15 protein-coding genes are annotated in these 18,417 nt (G+C 68.9%); 4 read left to right on the top strand and 11 right to left on the bottom strand.

The features are described 5' to 3' along the window. The first annotated feature begins 21 nt into the window (after nt 1-21). Together G3545_RS10390 and G3545_RS10385 are read left to right on the top strand one after the other, a co-directional pair. On the top strand, nt 22-408 hold the full coding sequence (locus tag G3545_RS10390) for a YciI family protein (protein ID WP_170012248.1): 387 nt from the start codon (nt 22-24) through the stop codon (nt 406-408). After that, nucleotides 408-1,679, top strand: coding sequence for an RNA polymerase sigma factor (locus G3545_RS10385; RefSeq protein ID WP_170012246.1), 1,272 nt, complete (start codon nt 408-410; stop codon nt 1,677-1,679). Before G3545_RS10390 ends, G3545_RS10385 begins: the two co-directional genes overlap by 1 nt. A 125-nt stretch (nt 1,680-1,804) precedes the next feature. Here G3545_RS10385 and G3545_RS10380 read toward each other — a convergent pair whose 3' ends face one another. Then, nucleotides 1,805-3,868, bottom strand: a complete 2,064-nt coding sequence (locus G3545_RS10380; RefSeq protein WP_246702770.1) for an ATP-dependent helicase — start codon at nt 3,866-3,868, stop codon at nt 1,805-1,807. A 395-nt stretch (nt 3,869-4,263) separates the two neighbouring features. On the opposite strand from G3545_RS10380, the gene G3545_RS10375 reads away from it, so the two are divergent. Next, nucleotides 4,264-5,223 (top strand): transposase, encoded by a 960-nt coding sequence (locus G3545_RS10375; protein WP_170010893.1) that lies wholly within the window; start codon nt 4,264-4,266, stop codon nt 5,221-5,223. A gap of 31 nt (nt 5,224-5,254) precedes the next feature. Here the strand turns inward: G3545_RS10375 and G3545_RS10370 are convergent, their stop codons facing one another. The 6 genes from G3545_RS10370 to ssuD all read right to left on the bottom strand — a co-directional run bounded on the left by G3545_RS10370 (nt 5,255) and on the right by ssuD (nt 11,172). Then, the gene (locus G3545_RS10370; RefSeq protein WP_170012242.1) at nt 5,255-6,106 is read right to left on the bottom strand and encodes an ABC transporter permease subunit; all 852 of its coding nucleotides are present in this window, start codon (nt 6,104-6,106) and stop codon (nt 5,255-5,257) included. Further along, nucleotides 6,103-6,912 (bottom strand): ABC transporter ATP-binding protein, encoded by an 810-nt coding sequence (locus G3545_RS10365; protein ID WP_170012240.1) that lies wholly within the window; start codon nt 6,910-6,912, stop codon nt 6,103-6,105. Before G3545_RS10365 ends, G3545_RS10370 begins: the two co-directional genes overlap by 4 nt. Before the next feature lie 3 nt (nt 6,913-6,915). Further along, nucleotides 6,916-7,908 carry an ABC transporter substrate-binding protein gene (locus G3545_RS10360; RefSeq protein WP_170012238.1) on the bottom strand — a complete coding sequence of 331 codons (993 nt, stop codon included), beginning with the start codon at nt 7,906-7,908 and terminating at the stop codon, nt 6,916-6,918. Between the two features lie 28 nt (nt 7,909-7,936). Beyond that, on the bottom strand, nt 7,937-8,506 hold the full coding sequence (locus G3545_RS10355) for an NAD(P)H-dependent oxidoreductase (RefSeq protein WP_170012236.1): 570 nt from the start codon (nt 8,504-8,506) through the stop codon (nt 7,937-7,939). A 66-nt stretch (nt 8,507-8,572) separates the two neighbouring features. Next, a complete protein-coding gene (locus G3545_RS10350; RefSeq protein WP_170012233.1) occupies nt 8,573-9,997 on the bottom strand; it encodes an FAD/NAD(P)-binding protein in 1,425 nt (474 codons plus the stop codon). Continuing rightward, entirely contained in the window at nt 9,994-11,172 is a 1,179-nt protein-coding gene (gene ssuD, locus G3545_RS10345) for an FMNH2-dependent alkanesulfonate monooxygenase (protein ID WP_170012231.1), read from the bottom strand. Before ssuD ends, G3545_RS10350 begins: the two co-directional genes overlap by 4 nt. Before the next feature lie 450 nt (nt 11,173-11,622). Here ssuD and G3545_RS10340 point away from each other — a divergent pair, with 450 nt between their 5' ends. Beyond that, nucleotides 11,623-13,290 carry a solute carrier family 23 protein gene (locus G3545_RS10340; protein ID WP_170012229.1) on the top strand — a complete coding sequence of 556 codons (1,668 nt, stop codon included), beginning with the start codon at nt 11,623-11,625 and terminating at the stop codon, nt 13,288-13,290. Between the two features lie 187 nt (nt 13,291-13,477). On the opposite strand, the gene G3545_RS10335 is transcribed toward G3545_RS10340, so the two are convergent. The 4 genes from G3545_RS10335 to G3545_RS10320 all read right to left on the bottom strand — a co-directional run bounded on the left by G3545_RS10335 (nt 13,478) and on the right by G3545_RS10320 (nt 18,329). Continuing rightward, on the bottom strand, nt 13,478-15,541 hold the full coding sequence (locus G3545_RS10335; RefSeq protein ID WP_170012227.1) for a SpoIIE family protein phosphatase: 2,064 nt from the start codon (nt 15,539-15,541) through the stop codon (nt 13,478-13,480). Next, nucleotides 15,541-16,401 carry a hypothetical protein gene (locus G3545_RS10330; RefSeq protein ID WP_170012225.1) on the bottom strand — a complete coding sequence of 287 codons (861 nt, stop codon included), beginning with the start codon at nt 16,399-16,401 and terminating at the stop codon, nt 15,541-15,543. The genes G3545_RS10335 and G3545_RS10330 overlap by 1 nt, the downstream gene beginning before the upstream one ends. Continuing rightward, nucleotides 16,391-17,128 (bottom strand): hypothetical protein, encoded by a 738-nt coding sequence (locus tag G3545_RS10325; protein ID WP_170012223.1) that lies wholly within the window; start codon nt 17,126-17,128, stop codon nt 16,391-16,393. Before G3545_RS10325 ends, G3545_RS10330 begins: the two co-directional genes overlap by 11 nt. A gap of 187 nt (nt 17,129-17,315) precedes the next feature. Continuing rightward, entirely contained in the window at nt 17,316-18,329 is a 1,014-nt protein-coding gene (locus G3545_RS10320) for an ABC transporter substrate-binding protein (RefSeq protein WP_170012221.1), read from the bottom strand. Nucleotides 18,330-18,417: the final 88 nt, after the last annotated feature.

The raw sequence follows: 18,417 nt of genomic DNA, 5'->3' as shown, positions 1-18,417 counted from the left end.
CGTATCGAAGAGAGACCCCGCATGCTCTATTCCCTGCTCTGCTATCACCGCGAGGACGTCGTCTGCTCCTGGAGCAAGGAGGAGGACGATGCGGTGATGGAAAAGCTCGCCGTGGTGCAGGAGCGGCTCGCCAAGGCCGGCAAGCTCGGCCCGGTGGTGCGGCTGCTGCCGACCACCGCCGCCACCACGCTGCGCAAGGACCAGGATCCGCCGCTGGTGCTGGACGGGCCGTTCGCCGAGACCAAGGAGCAGTTGCTCGGCTTCTACATCCTCGATTGCAAGGATCTCGAGGAGGCGCTCGATGTCGCCCGCGATCTCGGCAAGGCCAATCCCGGCGGCTCCTACGAGATCCGCCCGGTCGGCATCTTCCATAATGGAAGCTTCGGCAATGAAGGTGTGGGCACCTGATGGATGAGGCGCGCTGGATCGGCACGACCCTCGCCGCCGCGCGCCCGCAGGCGGTTGCCGCGCTGCTGCGCTATTTCCGCGATCTCGACCTTGCCGAGGAGGCGTTCCAGGAAGCGTGCCTGCGCGCGCTGAGGACCTGGCCGCAGAACGGCCCGCCGCGCGACCCCGCCGCCTGGCTGGTGTTCGTCGGCCGCAATGTCGCGCTGGACGTCGTGCGCCGCCGCGCGAAACAGACCGAACTGCCGCCGGAAGATGTGCTGTCCGACACCGAGGACGCCGAGGAGCAGCTCGCCGAGCGGCTGGATGGCGGTCACTATCGCGACGACGTGCTGCGGCTGCTGTTCATCTGCTGCCATCCGGAATTGCCGGCGACGCAGCAGATCGCGCTCGCCTTGCGCATCGTCTCCGGCCTTTCGGTGAAGCAGATCGCCCGCGCCTTCCTGGTGGGCGAGGCGGCGATGGAGCAGCGCATCACCCGGGCGAAAGCCCGCATCGCCAAGGCCGACGTGCCGTTCGAGACGCCCGGCGCGGTGGAGCGCTCGGAGCGGCTCGGCGCGGTCGCGGCGATGATCTATCTGGTCTTCAATGAGGGCTATTCGGCCGGCGGCGACACCACGGCGGCGCGCGAACCCCTGTGCGAGGAGGCGATCCGCCTTGCCCGGCTGCTGCTGCGGCTGTTCCAGGCCGAGCCGGAGATCATGGGCCTCACGGCCCTGATGCTGCTCCAGCACGCCCGCGCCAAGGCGCGCTTCGACGCTGAGGGCGCTGTGATCCTGCTCGACCATCAGGACCGGCGGCTGTGGAACAAGGCGATGATCGCCGAGGGGTTGGCCCTGCTCGACAAGGCGATGCGCCACCGCAGCCCCGGGCCCTATCAGGTACAGGCCGCGATCGCCGCTTTGCATGCCCGCGCGGCAAAGCCTGAGGACACTGACTGGGCGCAGATCGATTTGCTCTATGGCACGCTGGAGATCATGCAGCCCTCGCCGGTGGTGACGCTGAACCGGGCGGTGGCGATCTCGAAGCTGCGCGGGCCGGAGGTGGCGCTGGCCATGGTCGACCCACTGGGTTCAAAGCTTTCCGGCTATTTCCACTATCACGGCCTGCGCGGCGCGCTCCTGATGCAGCTCGGCCGCGAGAGCGAGGCGCGCACCGCCTTCATGACCGCCATCAGCCTCGCCACCACGGCGGCGGAGGCGTCGCACATCCGCACGCATCTGGATGGTTTGAAGGAGGATGCGCGGGGTCTGCCGGCGCCGGTGGGGAAGTGAGGGCGCTCGGCTTCAGCATCCTTCGAGGCCCGGCTTTGCCGGGCACCTCAGGATGAGGTTCATCTTTTAAATACAACCTCATCCTGAGGTGCCGCGAAGCGGCCTCGAAGGATGTTGAAGCCGAGCTACCGCCACATCCCCCGCATCCGCGCCCCGATATCGATCCGCGGTCCGGTCCCGCTTGCCGCCGTCCCAGCCTGCGCCACCGCCGGAGGCCACGACGCCCCCGCGAACAGCCCCAATATCGCTGGCGGAATGAACCGAGTGCGCGCCGCATAGACATGCCGGTCGCCACGCGCGGCCTGGCCGTGGATGAAGAAGCGCTGCGGCATTACGAGGTGCAGGCTGTCCTTCGCCCGCGTCATGGCGACATAGAGCAGGCGCCGCTCCTCCTCGATGTCGTCCTTGTCGCCGACCGCGAGGTCGATCGGGATGCAGCCATCGACGGTGTTGAGCACGAACACCGATTTCCATTCCTGCCCCTTGGCGGAATGGATGGTGGAGAGGATGAGATAGTCCTCGTCGAGATGGGTCGAATTGGCCTCGCCGCTGGTGGCGTCGGGCGGGTCGAGCGTCAGCTCCGTGAGGAAGCGCTCGCGCGATGAATAGCTCGCCGCGATCTGCGCCAGTTGCACGAGGTCGGCCTGCCGCGCGGCGGCGTCCTCATGGCGGCGCTCCAGATGCGGCTCGTACCAGCGCCGCACCAGATCGAGCTCGGTCGGCCAGCCCGAGCGCGAGCCGCGCAACTCGCCGACTGTCGCGACGAAGTCCGGCCACGCCTCGGCGGCCCGCGCCGGCGGGGTGAAGGTACCGAGCGCCTCCACCATGTCGGTGCCATCAGTCAGCCGGTCGAGCACCCGGCCGGCGCTGGCCGGGCCGATGCCGTCGACCACTTGCAGCACGCGAAAGCCGGCGACGCGGTCGCGCGGGTTCTCGACGAAGCGCAGCACCGCCAGCACGTCCTTCACATGGGCGGAATCCAGGAATTTCAGCCCGCCGAACTTCACGAACGGGATGTTGCGGCGGGTCAGTTCCACCTCCAGCGGCCCGCTATGGTGCGAGGCGCGGAACAGCACGGCCTGCGACTTCAGCGCAATGCCGTCCTCGCGATTGGCCAGCACCTGCGTCGCCACATAATTGGCCTGCTCGATCTCGTCGCGTACCCCGACCAGCAGCGGGCGCTCATGCGAGGCGCGCTCGGACCAGAGATCCTTGGCGTAGCGTTCGCTGGCATAGCCGATCACCGCGTTCGCGGCGGCAAGCAGCGGCTGGGTGGAGCGATAATTCTGCTCCAGCGTGACGATGCGCGCGCGCGGGCTGAAATGGCCGGGGAAGTCGAGGATGTTGCGCACCGTCGCAGCGCGGAACGAATAGATCGACTGCGCATCGTCGCCGACTACGGTCAGGCCGCGCCCGTCCGGCTTCAGCGCCAGCAGGATCGACGCCTGCAATGCATTGGTGTCCTGATATTCGTCGACCAGCACATGGTCGAAGCGCGCCCCGACCTCGGCGGCGAAGGCGGGCTCGGCCACCATCTGCGCCCAATAGAGCAGCAAATCGTCATAATCGAGCACGCTCTGGCGCTGCTTGGCCTCGACATAGCCGGCGAACATCGCCTTCAGTTCGGCCGCCCAGGCCGCGCACCATGGGAAGGCGTCGCCCAGCACCTCGTCGAGCGGCAGGCCGGCATTCACCGCCCGTGAATAGATGGAGAGGCACGTGCCCTTGGTGGGAAAGCGCTTCTCGGTCTTGGAGAAGCCCAGCTCGTGCCGGACCAGGTTCATCAGGTCCGCGCTGTCCTCGCGGTCATGGATGGTGAAGTTCGGGTCGAGGCCGATCTGCTCGGCATGGTCGCGCAGCAGGCGGGCACCGACGCCGTGGAAGGTGCCGGCCCAGCTCAGCGCCTCGGTCATGACGGCGGCGCTGTCGCCCAGCACCTTGCGGGCGATGCGCTCGACCCGGCGCGTCATCTCGGAGGCGGCGCGGCGCGAGAAGGTGAGCAGCAGGATGCGGCGCGGATCGGCGCCATTGACGATGAGATGGGCGACGCGGTGCGCCAGCGTGTTGGTCTTGCCCGATCCCGCGCCGGCGATCACCAGCAGCGGCCCGGCCGCGCTGGCGACGCCATGCTCCACCGCGTGGCGCTGCGCGGGATTGAGGGTGTCGAGATAGGCGGCTGTTGCGGTCAAGGGGCGCGAATCGCTGCGGGTTCGGGACCCCCTCAGGAAGCACGCTTCCCGTTTTGTTCGCAATCCGACCGGCCTACCCATCCAAACAGCGTCATCCCGGCCGCAGCGCAGCGGAGAGCCGGGATCGCGTGAAATCCCGCTCGGCACCTTCCTACGATCCCGGATCGGCCTTCGGCCGTCCGGGATTGTCTGTTGGAGATGATGCATTGTGGTGTTGGCCGGAAGCAGATCCGGGGCCGGCCAGCCCCGGATCTGCGCCCGCCGCTGCGGCCGTTCTGGGATCGGGCGATACGCCCGTCGTCATCAAGGTCCGGCGGCGGGCCGGCTTCGTGTGCTTGTTGACTTGACTGGGCCGCGCGAGCGCGCCCGCAGACAATCCGAAGCCGAGCGAGATCATGCCTCAACCCATCCCGCCGGCCAATGCCGGCCTGCGCATCCTGGGCGCCGATGTCGCCAAGGGCAGCATCGTCTTCCATGACGACCAAACCGGCCGCAGCTGGAGCGCGGCCAACACCCCCGAGAGCCTGGGCGCGGCGCTGGCGCCCTACGCCGGCTATGACTGGCTGATTTGCGAGACCACTGGCGGCTACGAGCGCGCGCTGCTCGAGACGGCGGCCGCGGTGGGCTTGCCGGCCGCCCGCGTGGACGCCGCCCAGGCGAAGGCCTTCATCGCCTCCCATGGCGGACGCGCCAAGACCGACCGGATCGACGCCGCCTGGTTGAGCCGGTACGGCCGCGAACGCGCCGCCACCCTGACGCCCTGGCAAGTGCCCAGCCGCGAACGCGAAGCCTTCGCCGCACGGCTGCGCCATCGTCAGGATCTGCTGGCCCAGCGCACCCAGGCCAAGAACCGGCGCGGCGCTCCAGGCGCCGAGCCGCTCCATCAATTGCTGGATCGGCAGATCCACTTCCTCACCAGCCAGATCGCCGAGATCGACCGCCTCATGGCCGAGCAACTCGACGCCGACCCCGACCTGGCGCGCCACGAGCAGATCCTGCGCGCCATCCCGGGCATCGGCCCGGTCGCCGCCCGCACCCTCATCGCCCTGCTGCCCGAACTCGGCCGGCTCGGCCCCAAACAGGCCGCCAGCCTCGCCGGCCTCGCTCCCCATCCCAGAGATTCCGGATCCGCCCGAAAATACCGAAGAATGACCGGCGGCCGCGCAGCCCTGCGCCCCGTGCTCTTCATGGCGGCGCTCTCCGCTGCACGCGCCCACCCAGCCTTGAGCGCCGTCTACCAGCGCCTCACCGCCGCTGGAAAACCAAAGCGCCTCGCCATCGCCGCTGTCGCGCGAAAGCTCGTCGTCATCGCCAACGCTACCCTGCGAGACGCTCAAATCCCTCAGCCAAACTGACTTGATGACGATGGTGGGGAGGAGAGAAAGGCTATCGCAACGCCCCCCAGCGCCGAACGGTCAATGTCTCCAGCCCGCGGAACACCACGGCTTCCACCAGCAGGCCGATCAGGATCACGGTGGCGAGGCCGGCGAAGACGCGGTCGGTGAACAGCTCGTTGCGGGCGCGGAAGATGAACCAGCCGAGCCCGCCGGAGGACGAGCTGACGCCGAACACCAGCTCGGCGGCGATCAGCGTGCGCCAGGCGAAGGCCCAGCCGACCCGCATGCCGGAGATCAGCGAGGGCAGCGCCGAGGGGATGAGGATGTGCCAGACATAGGCCGGTCCCTTCAGCCCGTAATTGCGCCCGACCAGGCGGTGCGTCTCCGGCACGCCCTCGAAGCCCTGCAGCGCGGCCAGCGCGAACGGCCAGATGACGGCGTTGACCAGTACGAACAGCAGGCTCTTCTCGCCGAGCCCGAACCACAGCAGCGCAAGCGGCAGCAGCGCGATGGCGGGCAGCGGGTTCAGCATCGCCGCGACCGTCTGCAAGGCGTCGCGCAGGAAGCTGTTCGACACTGCCAGCGAGACGATGACCATGGCGATGACGAGCGCCAGCAGATAGCCCTTGAGCAGCACGAACAGCGAGCCGACGGCGGAGAGCAGCAGCCCTTCGTTGAGGCTGGCCTCGATGAAGGCCCGCGCCGCCTCGGTGAAGCTCGGCAGCATGATCGGGTTGTCCTGCCAGCGCGCCGCGATCTCCCAGGCGAGCGCCAGAACTGCCAGCACGATGAAGCGCCGGAAGACGAGCGAACGGGCGAGCCGCGTGAGCGGATGCGCGCGCACGACGATGACCGGCGCGGGCGGGGCCTCGATGCGGGTCTGGTCCAGCACCTCGCTCATGCGGCATCTCCTGTGCCGAACAGCCGGGCGTGCACCTCCTGCGCCATGCGCTCGAAGCGGCCGGTGCCGATATCGGCGGCGCCGAACTCGGAGGTGTCGAAGCTGGCGATGGTGCGGCCGGGATGGGCGCTGAGCAGGTGCAGCCGCGTGCCGAGCAGCACGGCCTCGTCGATGGCATGGGTGACGAACAGCAGCGTCAACCCGGTCTCCTCGGCGATCTCCAGGAGATCGCGCTGCATCTGCAGGCGGGTGAGGGCGTCGAGCGCGGCGAACGGCTCGTCCATCAGGAGCACGTCGGGCTCGGTGGCGAGCGCGCGGGCAATGGCGGCGCGCTGCTTCATGCCGCCGGAGAGTGTGTGCGGATACTGGTCCAGCACCCGGGCGAGGCCGACCCGACGCAGCGCCATGGCGGCGCGCTCGCGGGCGGCGGCCAGCGGCAGCTTGCGGGCGACTCGCAGTGGGAAGGCGACATTGTCGATGACGCTCTTCCACGGCAGCAGCTGGTCGAATTCCTGGAACACCACGATGCGGTCCGGCCCCGGGCCCGTCACCGGCTTGCCGCGCAAGGCAAGCGTGCCGGCGGCCGGTTTCAGGAAGCCGGCGGCGGCTTTCAGGATCGAGGACTTGCCGCAGCCGGACGGGCCGAGCAGCATCAGCCGCTCGCCTTCCAGAATGGTGAAGTCGACCCCCTCCACCGCCCGCACGATGCCGCGCTCGGTCTCATAGTCGAGCGTGAGGCCATTGGCCTCCAGCACGGCGGGACGTCCGGGCTGCGGCACGGGAAAAGCGGGGGAGGGCGCCAGCATCGCTCAGCTGCCCGGCTGGTCGTGCAGTTCAGGGAAGGTGTAGTCCTTCCAGCTCGCCGGCTTCACCTTGATCGCCCCCGTCTTGTAGAGAAAGTCGGCGAATTTCTGGGTGTTCAGCGGGACGAGGGTGAACTTCACTTCCGGGTTGGAGATCACCTGCTGGATGAAGGCCGGGTCGAGCTTCGACTTCTCGACCTTCACATAGGTCTCGGCGGCGAGCTTGCGGTCCTTGTCGGCGATCGCGGTCGCCTCCTGGAAGGCGAGGAAGAACGCCTCGTAGGTCTTGGGGTTCTCACTCCGGAACTTCACCGTCGAATAGGCCAGTGTCGGCGTCAGCGGGCCGCCCAGCACGTCATAGGACGACCAGATCTTGTGGATCTTCGGGTCCTTCAGCGCCTGTTCCTGGAACGGCGAATTGGAGAGATGCGCGGTGATCTCGGTGGAGCCGGAGAGCAGCGCCGCGGTGGCGTCGGGATGCGGCAGCGTCACCTGGTTGGCGTCGAGCTTGTTCTGCTGGCCCTCGCCGAACGCCTGCTCCGAGGCGATCTGCAAGGTGCGGCCCTGCACCGAGACGATGGCCGCGGGGGTGGCGATGCGGTCGTTCGGGCCGAAATCCTTCAGGCTCTTGATGCTGTCCTTGTTGGTCAGCAGGTAGCTCGGCTGCGCGCCAAAGGCGCCGATCACCTTCACTGCGCCCTTGGTGCGGTCCCACACGGTGAGGAACGGGCCGATGCCGGCGGAGGCGATGTCGATCGAGCCGGAGAGCAGCGCGTCATTCACCGCATTGCCGCCGGAGAGCTTCTGCCACTCCACCGTGATGTCGACGCCGAGCGCCTTGCCGTGCTTCTCGATCAGCTTCTGGTCGCGCAGGATGTGGAACGGCACATAGAGCGTGCCGAACTGCTCGGAGATGCGGATCAGCCCTTCGGCCGAAGCCGGAAGCGCGCTGCCGGCGATGAGGGCGGCGGCGAGGAGGCCGCGGAACAGACGTTTCATGGGCGGTCTCCGATGGGGATGCGGGCGCTCAGGCGGCGGCGCCGGCGAGGCGGGCCTGGTGGGAAAGGCGGACCTTGAGCGCGTGGGCGGCTTCCTCGACCAGGCGCTCGAAGCGCTGTTCGGCCGGGCCGGCGGCGATGCGGCCCTCGGCGAGGTCGCGGTCGGTGAGGAACAGGCCGGTGCCGAGCGGCGCCGCCTGGAAGAAGGCGAAGAGCGGACGCAGCTGATGCTCGATGACGAGGGCGTGGCGGTCGCTGCCGCCGGTCGCCAGCAGCGCCACAGGCGTGCCGACCAGGCTGCGATAATCGACGAAGTCGATGAAGTGCTTGAACAGGCCGGAATAGGAGCCCTTGTAGACCGGCGAGCCGGCGATCAGCAGGTCCGCGGTCTCCACCGCGCGCAGAGCCGCTTCTACCTCGGCGTCGGCTTCGGCGCGGGTGCGCAGCGTGCCGACGCCGCTCAGCGCCGCGATGTCGACGATGTGCGCGTCGCCGCCCGCCTCGCCGGCGATGCGCTCCGCGGTGTGGCGGACGAAGGTCAGGGTACGCGAGGGCGCCGACAGGCTGCCGCTGATACCGACGATGCTGGGGCGCGTCATCGAATGCTCCATTCCGGGTAACAATCCCGGCAATGGTAAGCATGCGATTTTTGATTGTCTAGTTAGTTAGTAGATTTTATCGGCAACCAGCCGCGGGGCGCGCTGCTGCAACAGCTCGGCGACGCCGGCGGCGACGCGGATCGCGTAATTGGTCACATCCGGCAGGCCCATCAGTTCGCCGAACGTGCCGCGGGCGAGCGGGCCGGCGACGAACAGATCGTCCCGCGCCTTGCCGTCGGCACTAAGCGCACGGGCCTGCTGGTCGACCTCGATGCCGAGTCGCAGCGGGTCGGGCCGGGCGAGGCCCGCATCCTCCAGCGCGCCGAGCAGGGCGCTGTCGGCGAACACGCGGCCATGGGCCGGGCCGGTGGCCAGCACCACGGCGTCGAAATGCGAGGTATCGATCAGGCTGGTGCGGCGGTCGCGCAGCGTGACCGCAATGCCTGCCGCGTCCCTGGCGAAGCCGCGCAGCGAGGCGGAGCGCAGCGTGAAGCGGCCGGCCTCTGCCCGGCGATCCAGCGTGGCTTCGACCTGCGGCGCGATGCGGAAGCGGTGCACGTCCCAGAACGGGCGCAGATGGCGCAGCAGCCGGCGTCGCTCATTGAGCGGCAGCGCGCCCCAGATGATCGATCCCTGAAGGCGGACCTGATCGAGCACGCCGTGCCAGCTCTTGCCCTCGCGCGCCGCCTCGCGAACTGCTTCGCGCACCCGCCGCACCAGTGCCTGCACCGTGTGCGCGGGGTTGGCGGCGAAGTCGCCAAAGGGATCGCACGGCGCGGAGGGATGGCCGCGTGAGCGCAGCCCGCGCCGCGACACCGCGACGATCTCGCCTCGATGGCCGTTGCGGTCGAGCGAGGCGACGATGTCGGCCATGGTGAGCCCGCTGCCGACGATGAGCACGCGGGCGTCGGGCGCGATGGCGTCGAGCACACCCGGCGTCCAGGGATTGGCGATGAAGCGCGGATCGCCGCCGAGCGCCCGCTCCAGTGGCGCCGGCGCACTCGGCGGCACATGGCACACCGCCAGCACGACGATGCCGGCCTGCACGGTGGCGCCATTCGAGCAGCGTATCGCGTACCCGTCCGCCTCCGCGACCACCTCCTCGGCCGAGGCTTGGACATGGCGGATGCGGCTGCCGAGGCTGGCGATCTCAGCCTGCACATATTGCCCGAACACCGCGCGCGCCGGGAAATTGCGGCCATCTTCCAGATGCGCCGCGGGGTCGGCGTCGAGATGGCCGGAGGCGATCAGCCAGTCATTGAAATGGTCGGGCTGATCCGGGATCAGCGACATCCGCGCCGCCGGCACATTGATGCGGTGGCTGGGATCGGCCGCGCTATAGGCGAGGCCGCGCCCGATCTCGGCGCGCGGCTCGATGATGACGATGTGGGAGAGTTTGGGCTGCAGCCGCAGCAAATGCCAGGCGACGGCGGCGCCGGAAAAGCCGCCGCCGATGATGGCGACCGAGGTCGCGGCCGCCCGATCGCTCACGATTGCGCGGCCGCCCGCGCCGGGCGGTAATCATTGGCAATGGTCTCGCCGAACGGCCCGGTATTGACGTTGAGCCGCTCGGTCCGCCGGCCATGGTTGAGCTTCAGGCGCGGCAGCACCAGTTCGCCGACCCGGTAGGCTTCCTCCAGATGCGGGTAGCCCGAGAGGATGAAGCTGTCGATGCCGAGATCGATATATTCCTGCATCCGTGCCGCCACCGTCTCGCCTGAGCCGACCAATGCCGTACCCGCGCCGCCGCGTACCAATCCGACGCCGGCCCACAGGTTCGGGCTGACCTCCAGCTTGTCGCGCTGCCCGCCATGCAGCGCCGACATCCGCGCCTGGCCGACCGAATCGAGCCGGGCGAACACCTTCTGCGCCTGCGCGATGGTGTCGTCGTCGAGCTGGCTGATCAGCGCGTCCGCCGCTGCCCAGGCCTCGGCGTCGGTTTCGCGCACGATCATATGCAGCCGGATGCCGAACGTCACCTCACGCCCGCGTGCCGCGGCAAGCGCCCGCACTTCCTGGACCTTGGCCGCCACCGCTGCCGGCGGCTCGCCCCAGGTGAGGTACTTGTCGACATGCTCGGCGGCGACATCGTTGGCCGCCACGGACGAGCCGCCGAAATAGAGCGGCGGAATCTGCGTCGGCTGGAACAGCAGGCGGCCATCCTCGATGCTGATGTGCTTGCCGTGATAATTGACGGTCTCGCCGGCGAGCAGCGCGCGATACACCACGAGGAATTCGCGCGTCACCTCGTAGCGCTCGTCATGGTTCAGGAAGATGCCGTCGCCGGCATTCTCCACCGGGTCGCCGCCGGTGACGATATTGATGAGCAGCCGGCCGTCGGAGATGCGGTCGAGCGTCGCCGTCATCCGCGCCGCCAGCGTCGGCGAGGCGAGGCCGGGACGCACCGCGACCAGGAAGCGCAGCTGCTTGGTCTGCGGCGCCAAGGCCGAGGCGATCACCCAGGAATCCTCGCAACTGCGTCCGGTCGGCAGCAGCACGCCGTAGAAGCCGAGATTGTCGGCCGCCTGCGCCACCTGCTGGAGATAGGGCAGGTTGACCTCGCGCCCGCCGGTGGTGGTGCCGAGATAGCGCCCGTCGCCATGGGTCGGCAGGAACCAGAGCACATTGACGCCGGGCTGCGGGTCGGTGGTGGTGAGGTTCGGCATGCTGCGCCTCGCTGCGCGATGGGACCAATTAGTTGGTAAATTCTATAGACTAACGCCTTTGGTGGCGGCAAGGGGGCTTAGGTGCCCACCCTTTCCCAACGTCGTCATCCCGGCCGAAGGCGTAGCCGTAGAGCCGGGATCGCGTGGAGTTCCGCGCAACACCTTCCTGCGATCCCGGCTCGGCCTGCGGCCGTCCGGGATGACGATGGGTGGAGGGTAAGGAAGAATGTTGAAGCCGCGGGATTTCCCCAACATCGTGCTGGTGAATCACCCCGCAAATCCTTGATAATGGTCTATCAATACAGCTAGCTTGCCTTCCTTAACGGCAGGCGGCGCGCAAGAGCGTCAGGGGAGGGGATTGGCCGCGTGAATTTTCGTCTTCCCCCGTCCCGCCCCAAACGCACCCCCTCCGAAATCGCTTACGCCGCTGACGACCGCCCCGCGCTCGGGATGACGCTCAGTCTCGGCGTGCAGCATGCCGTCATGGCGATCGCGCTGTCGGCCTATGCGCTGGTGGTGGCGAAGCTCGCCAATCTCTCGCTGGAGGACACCCAGTCCTTCCTCGCCTGCACCATCCTCGGCATGGCGCTGGCCACCGTGCTGCAAGCCTGGGGTGGCAAGGTCGGGGCCGGTGCCTTCATCGTGCACATCCCCGATCCCATCATGGTGCCGTTCATCGCCCTGGTGATCACCAGTTACGGCCTTGGCGGCGTGCTGCCGGCGACGGTGCTGGCGGGCTGCGCGGCGCTGCTGGTCGGCCGCGTGGTGCCGCATCTGCGCCCGCTCTTCCCGCCCACCGTGATGGGCGTGGTTGTGACGGTCGGCGGCTTCTCGCTGGTGCGCGGCGCGCTGGAGCATTCGCTCGGGCTCGACGACAAGTACCATATCGACCCGCTGAGCCTCGTCATCGCGCTGGTCACGCTCAGCGTCATCGTCGGTTTCTCCATCTGGGGCACCAAGGCGATGAAGCTGTTCAGCCTGCTGGCCGGCATGGTCGCGGGCATCGTGGTGTCGGCCGCGCTCGGCTATGTGCATGGGCTGGAACGCTTCGCCACCACCCCGGTGTTCGCGCTGCCGCACGTGCCGACGCCGGTGTTCAACCTCGATATCGGCATGCTGGCGGTGATCGTGATGGTGGCGTTGCTGGTGCAGCTCGACACCTTCGCCAGCGTCGTCATCATGGACAAGATGGACGATGCCGACTGGCACCGCGCCGACATGAAGATGGTGAGCGGCGGCAATACCGCGAACGGCCTGGGCAATGTCATCGCCGGCCTGATCGGCGCCATGCCGACCGCGACCTCCTCGGCCAATATCGGCCTCTGCCACGCCACTCGCTCCACCTCGCGCTATATCGGCATCGCCGCCGCCTTGATGATCGCGGTGGTGGCGCTGCTGCCGCAGGTGACGCTGGCGCTCACCTTGATCCCCACGCCGGTGATCGGCGCAATCGAGGTCTATGCCGCCGGCTTCTTCGCGGTGTCGGGACTGGAACTCGCCGCCTCGCGCCAGCTCGACAGCCGCGGCATCTTCATGATCGGCATCGCGCTCACGGTCGGCCTCGGCGTGATGCTGATGCCGGAGCTGGTGGAGAATGTGCCGGAAGTCATGAAGCACATGGTCGGCTCGGGCTTCGTCATGGCCGGCGTCACCGCGGTGGCGCTGAACCTGTTGTTCCGGCTCGGCACCTCGATGCGGGCGCGGCGCGAACTGGGCGAGGAGGGGCAGTCGACCTCGGAAGCCATCGTCGATTTCGTCGAGGCCCAGGGCGGCCTCTGGGCGGCCCGCCGCGACGTGGTGCGCCGCGCCGCGCTGGCCGCGCTGGAGGCGGCCGAGTTCATCGTCGCCTCTGGCGAGGGACGCCGCCCCACCGCGATCCAGGGCCGCTTCGACGAGTTCAATCTCGATATCGAGCTGCTCCATTCCGGCCCGCCTCTGGTGCTGGGCCGCGCCCTGGCGCCGGCGCCGGACATCCATGCGCTGCTCGACGCGGACGACGCCGCGATCGACGCCGCCATGGCGGGGGTATCGAGCGTGCTGGTGCAGCGCCTCGCCGACCGCGTGCGCTCAGGCACGCGGGACGGTTCGTCGTACCTGCTGCTGCATTTCGATCATTGAGTGCGGGGCGACGGCGCCCCGGCGTCATTCCCATTAGTCGTCATCCCGGCCGCAGCGAAGCGGAGAGCCGGGATCGCGTGAAGTGCCGCTCGGCACCTTCCTACGATCCCGGATCGGCCTTCGGCCGTCCGGGATGACGACCGGGGTTTTCCGGGATGACGGCGTGTTGGGATGCCCGGATGACGACCTACGCCGGCCCGCGATACCTCACCGCCAGGCACGTCAGGTCGTCCGCCGGCGGCAGGCCCTGCTCGAAGGCGCGCACCGAGGTGACCACGGCTTCCGCCGCCGCGCCGATCGGCCGGTCGCCGCCGCAGGTGGTGGCGAGGATCTCGATCAGCCGGTCCTCGCCATACGCTACGTCTTCCGGGTCGAAGGCCTCGGTCACGCCGTCGGTGAACAGGAACAGCGTCTCGCCGGGAGCGAGCCGCAATTCGCGCTCGACATAGGGGAAGTCCTCCACCACCGCGACCGCCATGCCCCCGGTCGGCGGCACCAGCGTGATCTCGCCATCCTTGGTGACGCGATAAGGCGGATTGTGGCCGGCATTCACATAGGTCACCCGGCCGGTCCTGAGATCGACGATGCCGTACAGCATGGTGACGAACAGCATCTGGTCGTTCTCGGACGCCAGCACGTCGTTGATGCGTCGCATGCACAGCGCCGGCGAGGCCTCGAACAGCGCGGTCGATTTCAGCAGCGTGCGCGAGATCGCCATGAACAGCGCCGCCGGCACGCCCTTGCCGGACACGTCGGCGATGACGAAGCCCATGGTGTTCCGGTCGACCATGAAATAGTCGAAGAAGTCGCCGCCCACCTCGCGCGCCGGGGTCATCAGCCCGTTCACTTCGATGCGGGTGTCGCGCGGCACGTCGCGCGGCAGGATGGCGAGCTGCACCTGCCGAGCGATCTCCAGCTCCTGCTGCAGGCCGGCGAGCTTGGTCTTGGTGACCAGGGCCTCGCGCAACTCATGCACCATCGAGGACAGCGTCTGGTGCTGGTCGACGATGCGCCGTGACAGGTCGCGCATCACCCCGGCGAGCCGGCGCAGCGGATCCTCCTGCGGCGCCTCGCCCGCCGACAGATCGGAGAGCAGCGTCAGCACGCCCTCGCGGCCGACCGAATCGAGCGAGGCGGCGAGCCCCTCCAGCTCGGTGCGGATCACCGATTCCTGGCGGCGGCGGATGCGCTCGCGCTGGGTGCGGCTGTCGGCGAGCGCCTGCGCGTTGCCGCGGAAGGTGTCGATGGCCTCGGCAATGCGGCCGATCTCGTCGCGTCGGCCGCTGCCTTCCAGGCGCGCCGAGAGGTCGCCGCGCGCCAGCGCATGCATGGCGTTGATCGCGCCTTCCAGTGGGCGGAAGCCGCGCCACAGATAGAAGTTCAGCCCGATGATGCCGATCAGCGAGAGCCCGACGGCGCCCACCAGCGCAGCGTGGCTGATGAAGCGCGAGACGCTGAGCGTGTCGGTCATGTCGCGCAGGCTCGCCACCGCGCCGGTGACGCCGCCGGTGATGTCGCTGATCGGCACGCTGACCAGGCTGTAGAGCCGCCCGTCATAATCGACCTGCTCGACGGTCGGGCTGCGCGGGGCAAGCGTGATGCCGGCATGCTGCCACAGCTCGGCATCGGTCGAGGCGACGACGCGCCCGCGCAGCGTGACCAGCGTCGCCGCCGAGCCGGTCTGGTCGGCGAAGCGTTGCAGCGGGCCCTGCGCGCCGCGCGCCAGCAGCAGCGCCGCGCGCCCGCCACCCGGCAGGTTGAGCGGGCCGGCGGCGAGGATGATGACCTCGCTCGCCGAGACCTGGCGCAAGCCATTGATGCGCGAGCCGGCGATCACCCGGTCGAGCGTGCCCGCATCGAGCAGCGCCTGCATCGTGATCTGGTCCTTGCCGAGCGAGCCGACCACCATGAGCGGGTCGCGATTGGCGCCGATCACCGCGACGATCTCGCCGCCATTCTGGTCGATCGCGACGCCCTCCGTCGTCAGCGCCGCGGTGGCGGCGGTACGGTCGCGGGCCAGCGCGGCATTGCGGAAGGCGTCCGAGGCGGAGAGCCGTCCATGCTCGTCGACGAGGTCGGCGGTGGCGCCGCGCACGATCTCGTCCCATAGCGCGGACTGGGCCAGGGTCGCGATCTCGGAGAAGCGCTTCTCGTCCTGGCGGTCGCTGAGATAGGAGCCGAGCCCGAGCACGGCGACCAGCAGCACGAAGCCGAGCGCGACGATGAGGGTGATGCGGGTGCGCAGCAGCATCAGCCGAGTTCCCGCACGGTGCGTTCGATACGATCGCGCAGCACGCCGTCGAAATCGACGCCGAGCAGTTCCTCGGCATAGGCATCGACCGCGGCACGGCTCTCCACCATGCGCTCCTCGCCGGTGCGCAGCGCCTGGTAGGCGTGGGCAACGTCGTCGTGCCCGCCGACGCGCGGCACCGCGCCGCGAATGAAGTTGCCGCCGGCATTGCGGTCGAGATGCGCGAGGAACTCGATGCGGCGCTGGTCGAGGCGGCGACCGACCAGCGTGGCGGCGGCGAGCGCGGCGATGAGCGCCAGCCCGCCGACCATCAGTGCCGCCAGTGCGCGCATCCGGGCGAGCGGGGTGATCAGCTCGGCGGCGTCGGTCAGCACCTCGATCTGGCCGAGATTGCCGCCGCCGGCGAAAATAGGCGCGAACACGGTCTCGCGGGTCGGGTCGCCATTGCCGTCCTCGTCGTTCGCCGGGCGGATCTCCTGGCCGTTCGACAGCCGCAGCACGATGCGGGCGACGCCGCGCACGTCGCGGGCGGTCTGGGTCAGGTATTCCGAGACGCCGCCGAGCTTGTCGAGCGGGATGCCGTAATCGCCGGCGCGCTCGAACTGGTGCGCCAGCGCGCCGGCCACCGCGGTGCCGATCGCCGAGACCTCGGTGCGGGCGCCGAGCTCGACCGAGCGGTTGAAGCGGTCGATGATCAGCCAGGCGCCGAAGCCGCCGATGATGCCGACCAGCAGCAGCGCGGCGATGCCGCAGGCCAGCGTCGCGCCGTGGCGGCCGAAGAAGCCGGGCGGGTGCACCACCGGCTGATGCGCTGTCGGTTCAAGCGCGATGGGTTCAAGCGCCACGGGTTCAAGCGCCATCGTCGAGTGCCCGCAAATCGTGCATTGCCTGCGCCGCGGCGGCCTCGCTCGCCTGCCAGCGCTCGCGCACATCGTGCGCCGCCAGCCCCAGCGCGCCGTGCGGCTTGCCGTGGCGTGCCGCTTCGCTGCCTTCTGCCAGCGCCTGCGCCGCATTGGCGAACGGGCGTGTCAGCAGGCGCGCCAGCGGGCGGATGGTGAAGGCCGCCAGCAGGGCGCCGGCCAGCGTCACGATGAAGGTGAGGCTCGCAAGGTCGAGTGCGAGGGCGAAGTCGCGGGTCTCGCGCGGCTGGTCGGACAAGGTGATGGCAATGCCGCCGGCGGCGGTGCCGAGCTCGTTCTCGACGCGGCTGCCGAGCACCAGCTCGCCATGCGCGGAGAGCTGCCACAGGCCGGGCCGGTAAAGCGACGTGGTCCAGTCCGGGGGCACCGGCTCGCCGAGCGCGCCGCGGTCGGTGCTGTAGACCGAGCGTCCTTCCGGATAGAACACGTCGATGGCGAGGATGGAGGGATCGGAGAGCTTTTCGCGCTCCATCAGCGCCTCGATGGTCGGCATCTGGTCGAGCGGCAGGCCGAAGGAGAGGTTGGTCTCGGCCGCGCTGCGGATGATGCCGATGAGATAGGTGGCGCGGCCCTGCTCGATGGCGTCGCCCACATCGGCGGCGGCCCGCCAGGCCATGCCCGCGACGGCGAGCAGCGCGCACGCGATGGCGCTGACCACGATGAGCATGAGGCGCCGCCGGAAGCTCATGAGGCGGGGGCCCTGCCGGGTGACGACGTCATCCTGAGGTGCCGGCCGTGCGGCCGGCCTCGAAGGATGTTGAAGCCGAAGGCGGCCATCTGGGGTGGGCATCCTTCGAGGCTCGGGCTGCGCCCGAGCACCTCAGGATGACGTGGCACTGGAAGACCGGTGCCACTCACGACGTCACGACCTCGGCATAGTTCAGCATCTCGATCGGCGGGTAGATGCCGAGCTTCTTGGCGATGTTGATGTTGATGATGAGCGAGAAGCGCTTCAGCGTGCCCACCGGTATGTCGCGCACCGGGGTGCGGGCCACCAGTATCTCCATCGCCTTGGCGCCGGCGAGCTGGCCGACGGCGTAATAGCGGCTGACCAGGCCGACCAGCGCGCCGCCCTGGCGCACCGCCATCTCGGTGGCGCCGAACATCGGCAGGCCGGCGGCGAGCGCTGGAGGCGAAATGCGGGCGAGTACGGTGCTGCCGAAGGTGTCGGGCACCAGATAGATCCAGTCGACGCCCGCCGCCTTCAACTCGTTGACCAGCACATCCACCCCATCGGCGATCGGCATGCCGTCGGGCCCGGTCTGGAAGTTGCGGGTGATGAGCTCGGCGCCGATGGCGGTCAAATGCTCCCGCACCTGCTCGACCACGGCCGCGGCGTTCTGCTCGGTGGGTGAATAGAGCGCGCCGACCTTCTTGAACGGCCGGTAGGACTGCATGGCGCGCAGCTGCACGGGCACCGGCACGACATGCATGGCGCCGGTGACATTGCCGCCCGGACGCTCGAGGCTGCGCACGATCTTCGCCTGCACCGGCGCGGCGACGAGGGCGAACACCACCGGCCGGTCGCGCACATAGTCGGCCGGGTTGGGCGCGTCATATGGGCCGACCACCGCCAGCGTCATCGACGCGCCGCGCGTATAGATGAGGTCCGGCGCGATCTCCGGCAGCGTGCTCAGCACCGGCGCCACATCCGATTGCGTGCGGCCGACCTTGCGGACAATGACCTCGGTGCGCACGCCGAAATCGGTGAGATAGTCGCGGAAGCCGCGCTCGACCTCGGTTTCGCCGTTGAAGGTCAGCATCAGGATGCGGAACGGCCGCTCCTGCGCGAAGACCGGCCGCGCACCGATAATGCCCGTGCCGACACCGCACGCGGCGAGCGCGAGAAGGTCGCGGCGGTGGATCACGCGGGCATCCTCTGGAGGCAGTTAAGGATTCGAGCTTATATGATGCGGACGGCTGCGAGAATATCGCGGCGTCCTGTCCACGGTATTA

Origin of the sequence: Starkeya sp. ORNL1 (assembly GCF_012971745.1) — a bacterium.
Lineage (GTDB): Bacteria > Pseudomonadota > Alphaproteobacteria > Rhizobiales > Xanthobacteraceae > Ancylobacter.
The sequence above is the reverse complement of the archived record's forward strand: the minus strand, read 5'-3'. Positions and strand labels throughout refer to the sequence as shown.

Coding starts and splice junctions, on each gene's coding strand:
- G3545_RS10390 (WP_170012248.1), top strand. CDS start 22: ATGCTCTATTCCCTGCTCTGCTATCACCGCGAGGACGTCGTCTGCTCC.
- G3545_RS10385 (WP_170012246.1), top strand. CDS start 408: ATGGATGAGGCGCGCTGGATCGGCACGACCCTCGCCGCCGCGCGCCCG.
- G3545_RS10375 (WP_170010893.1), top strand. CDS start 4,264: ATGCCTCAACCCATCCCGCCGGCCAATGCCGGCCTGCGCATCCTGGGC.
- G3545_RS10370 (WP_170012242.1), bottom strand. CDS start 6,106: ATGAGCGAGGTGCTGGACCAGACCCGCATCGAGGCCCCGCCCGCGCCG.
- G3545_RS10365 (WP_170012240.1), bottom strand. CDS start 6,912: ATGCTGGCGCCCTCCCCCGCTTTTCCCGTGCCGCAGCCCGGACGTCCC.
- G3545_RS10360 (WP_170012238.1), bottom strand. CDS start 7,908: ATGAAACGTCTGTTCCGCGGCCTCCTCGCCGCCGCCCTCATCGCCGGC.
- G3545_RS10355 (WP_170012236.1), bottom strand. CDS start 8,506: ATGACGCGCCCCAGCATCGTCGGTATCAGCGGCAGCCTGTCGGCGCCC.
- ssuD (WP_170012231.1), bottom strand. CDS start 11,172: ATGCCGAACCTCACCACCACCGACCCGCAGCCCGGCGTCAATGTGCTC.
- G3545_RS10340 (WP_170012229.1), top strand. CDS start 11,623: ATGACGCTCAGTCTCGGCGTGCAGCATGCCGTCATGGCGATCGCGCTG.
- G3545_RS10335 (WP_170012227.1), bottom strand. CDS start 15,541: ATGCTGCTGCGCACCCGCATCACCCTCATCGTCGCGCTCGGCTTCGTG.
- G3545_RS10330 (WP_170012225.1), bottom strand. CDS start 16,401: ATGGCGCTTGAACCCGTGGCGCTTGAACCCATCGCGCTTGAACCGACA.
- G3545_RS10325 (WP_170012223.1), bottom strand. CDS start 17,128: ATGCTCATCGTGGTCAGCGCCATCGCGTGCGCGCTGCTCGCCGTCGCG.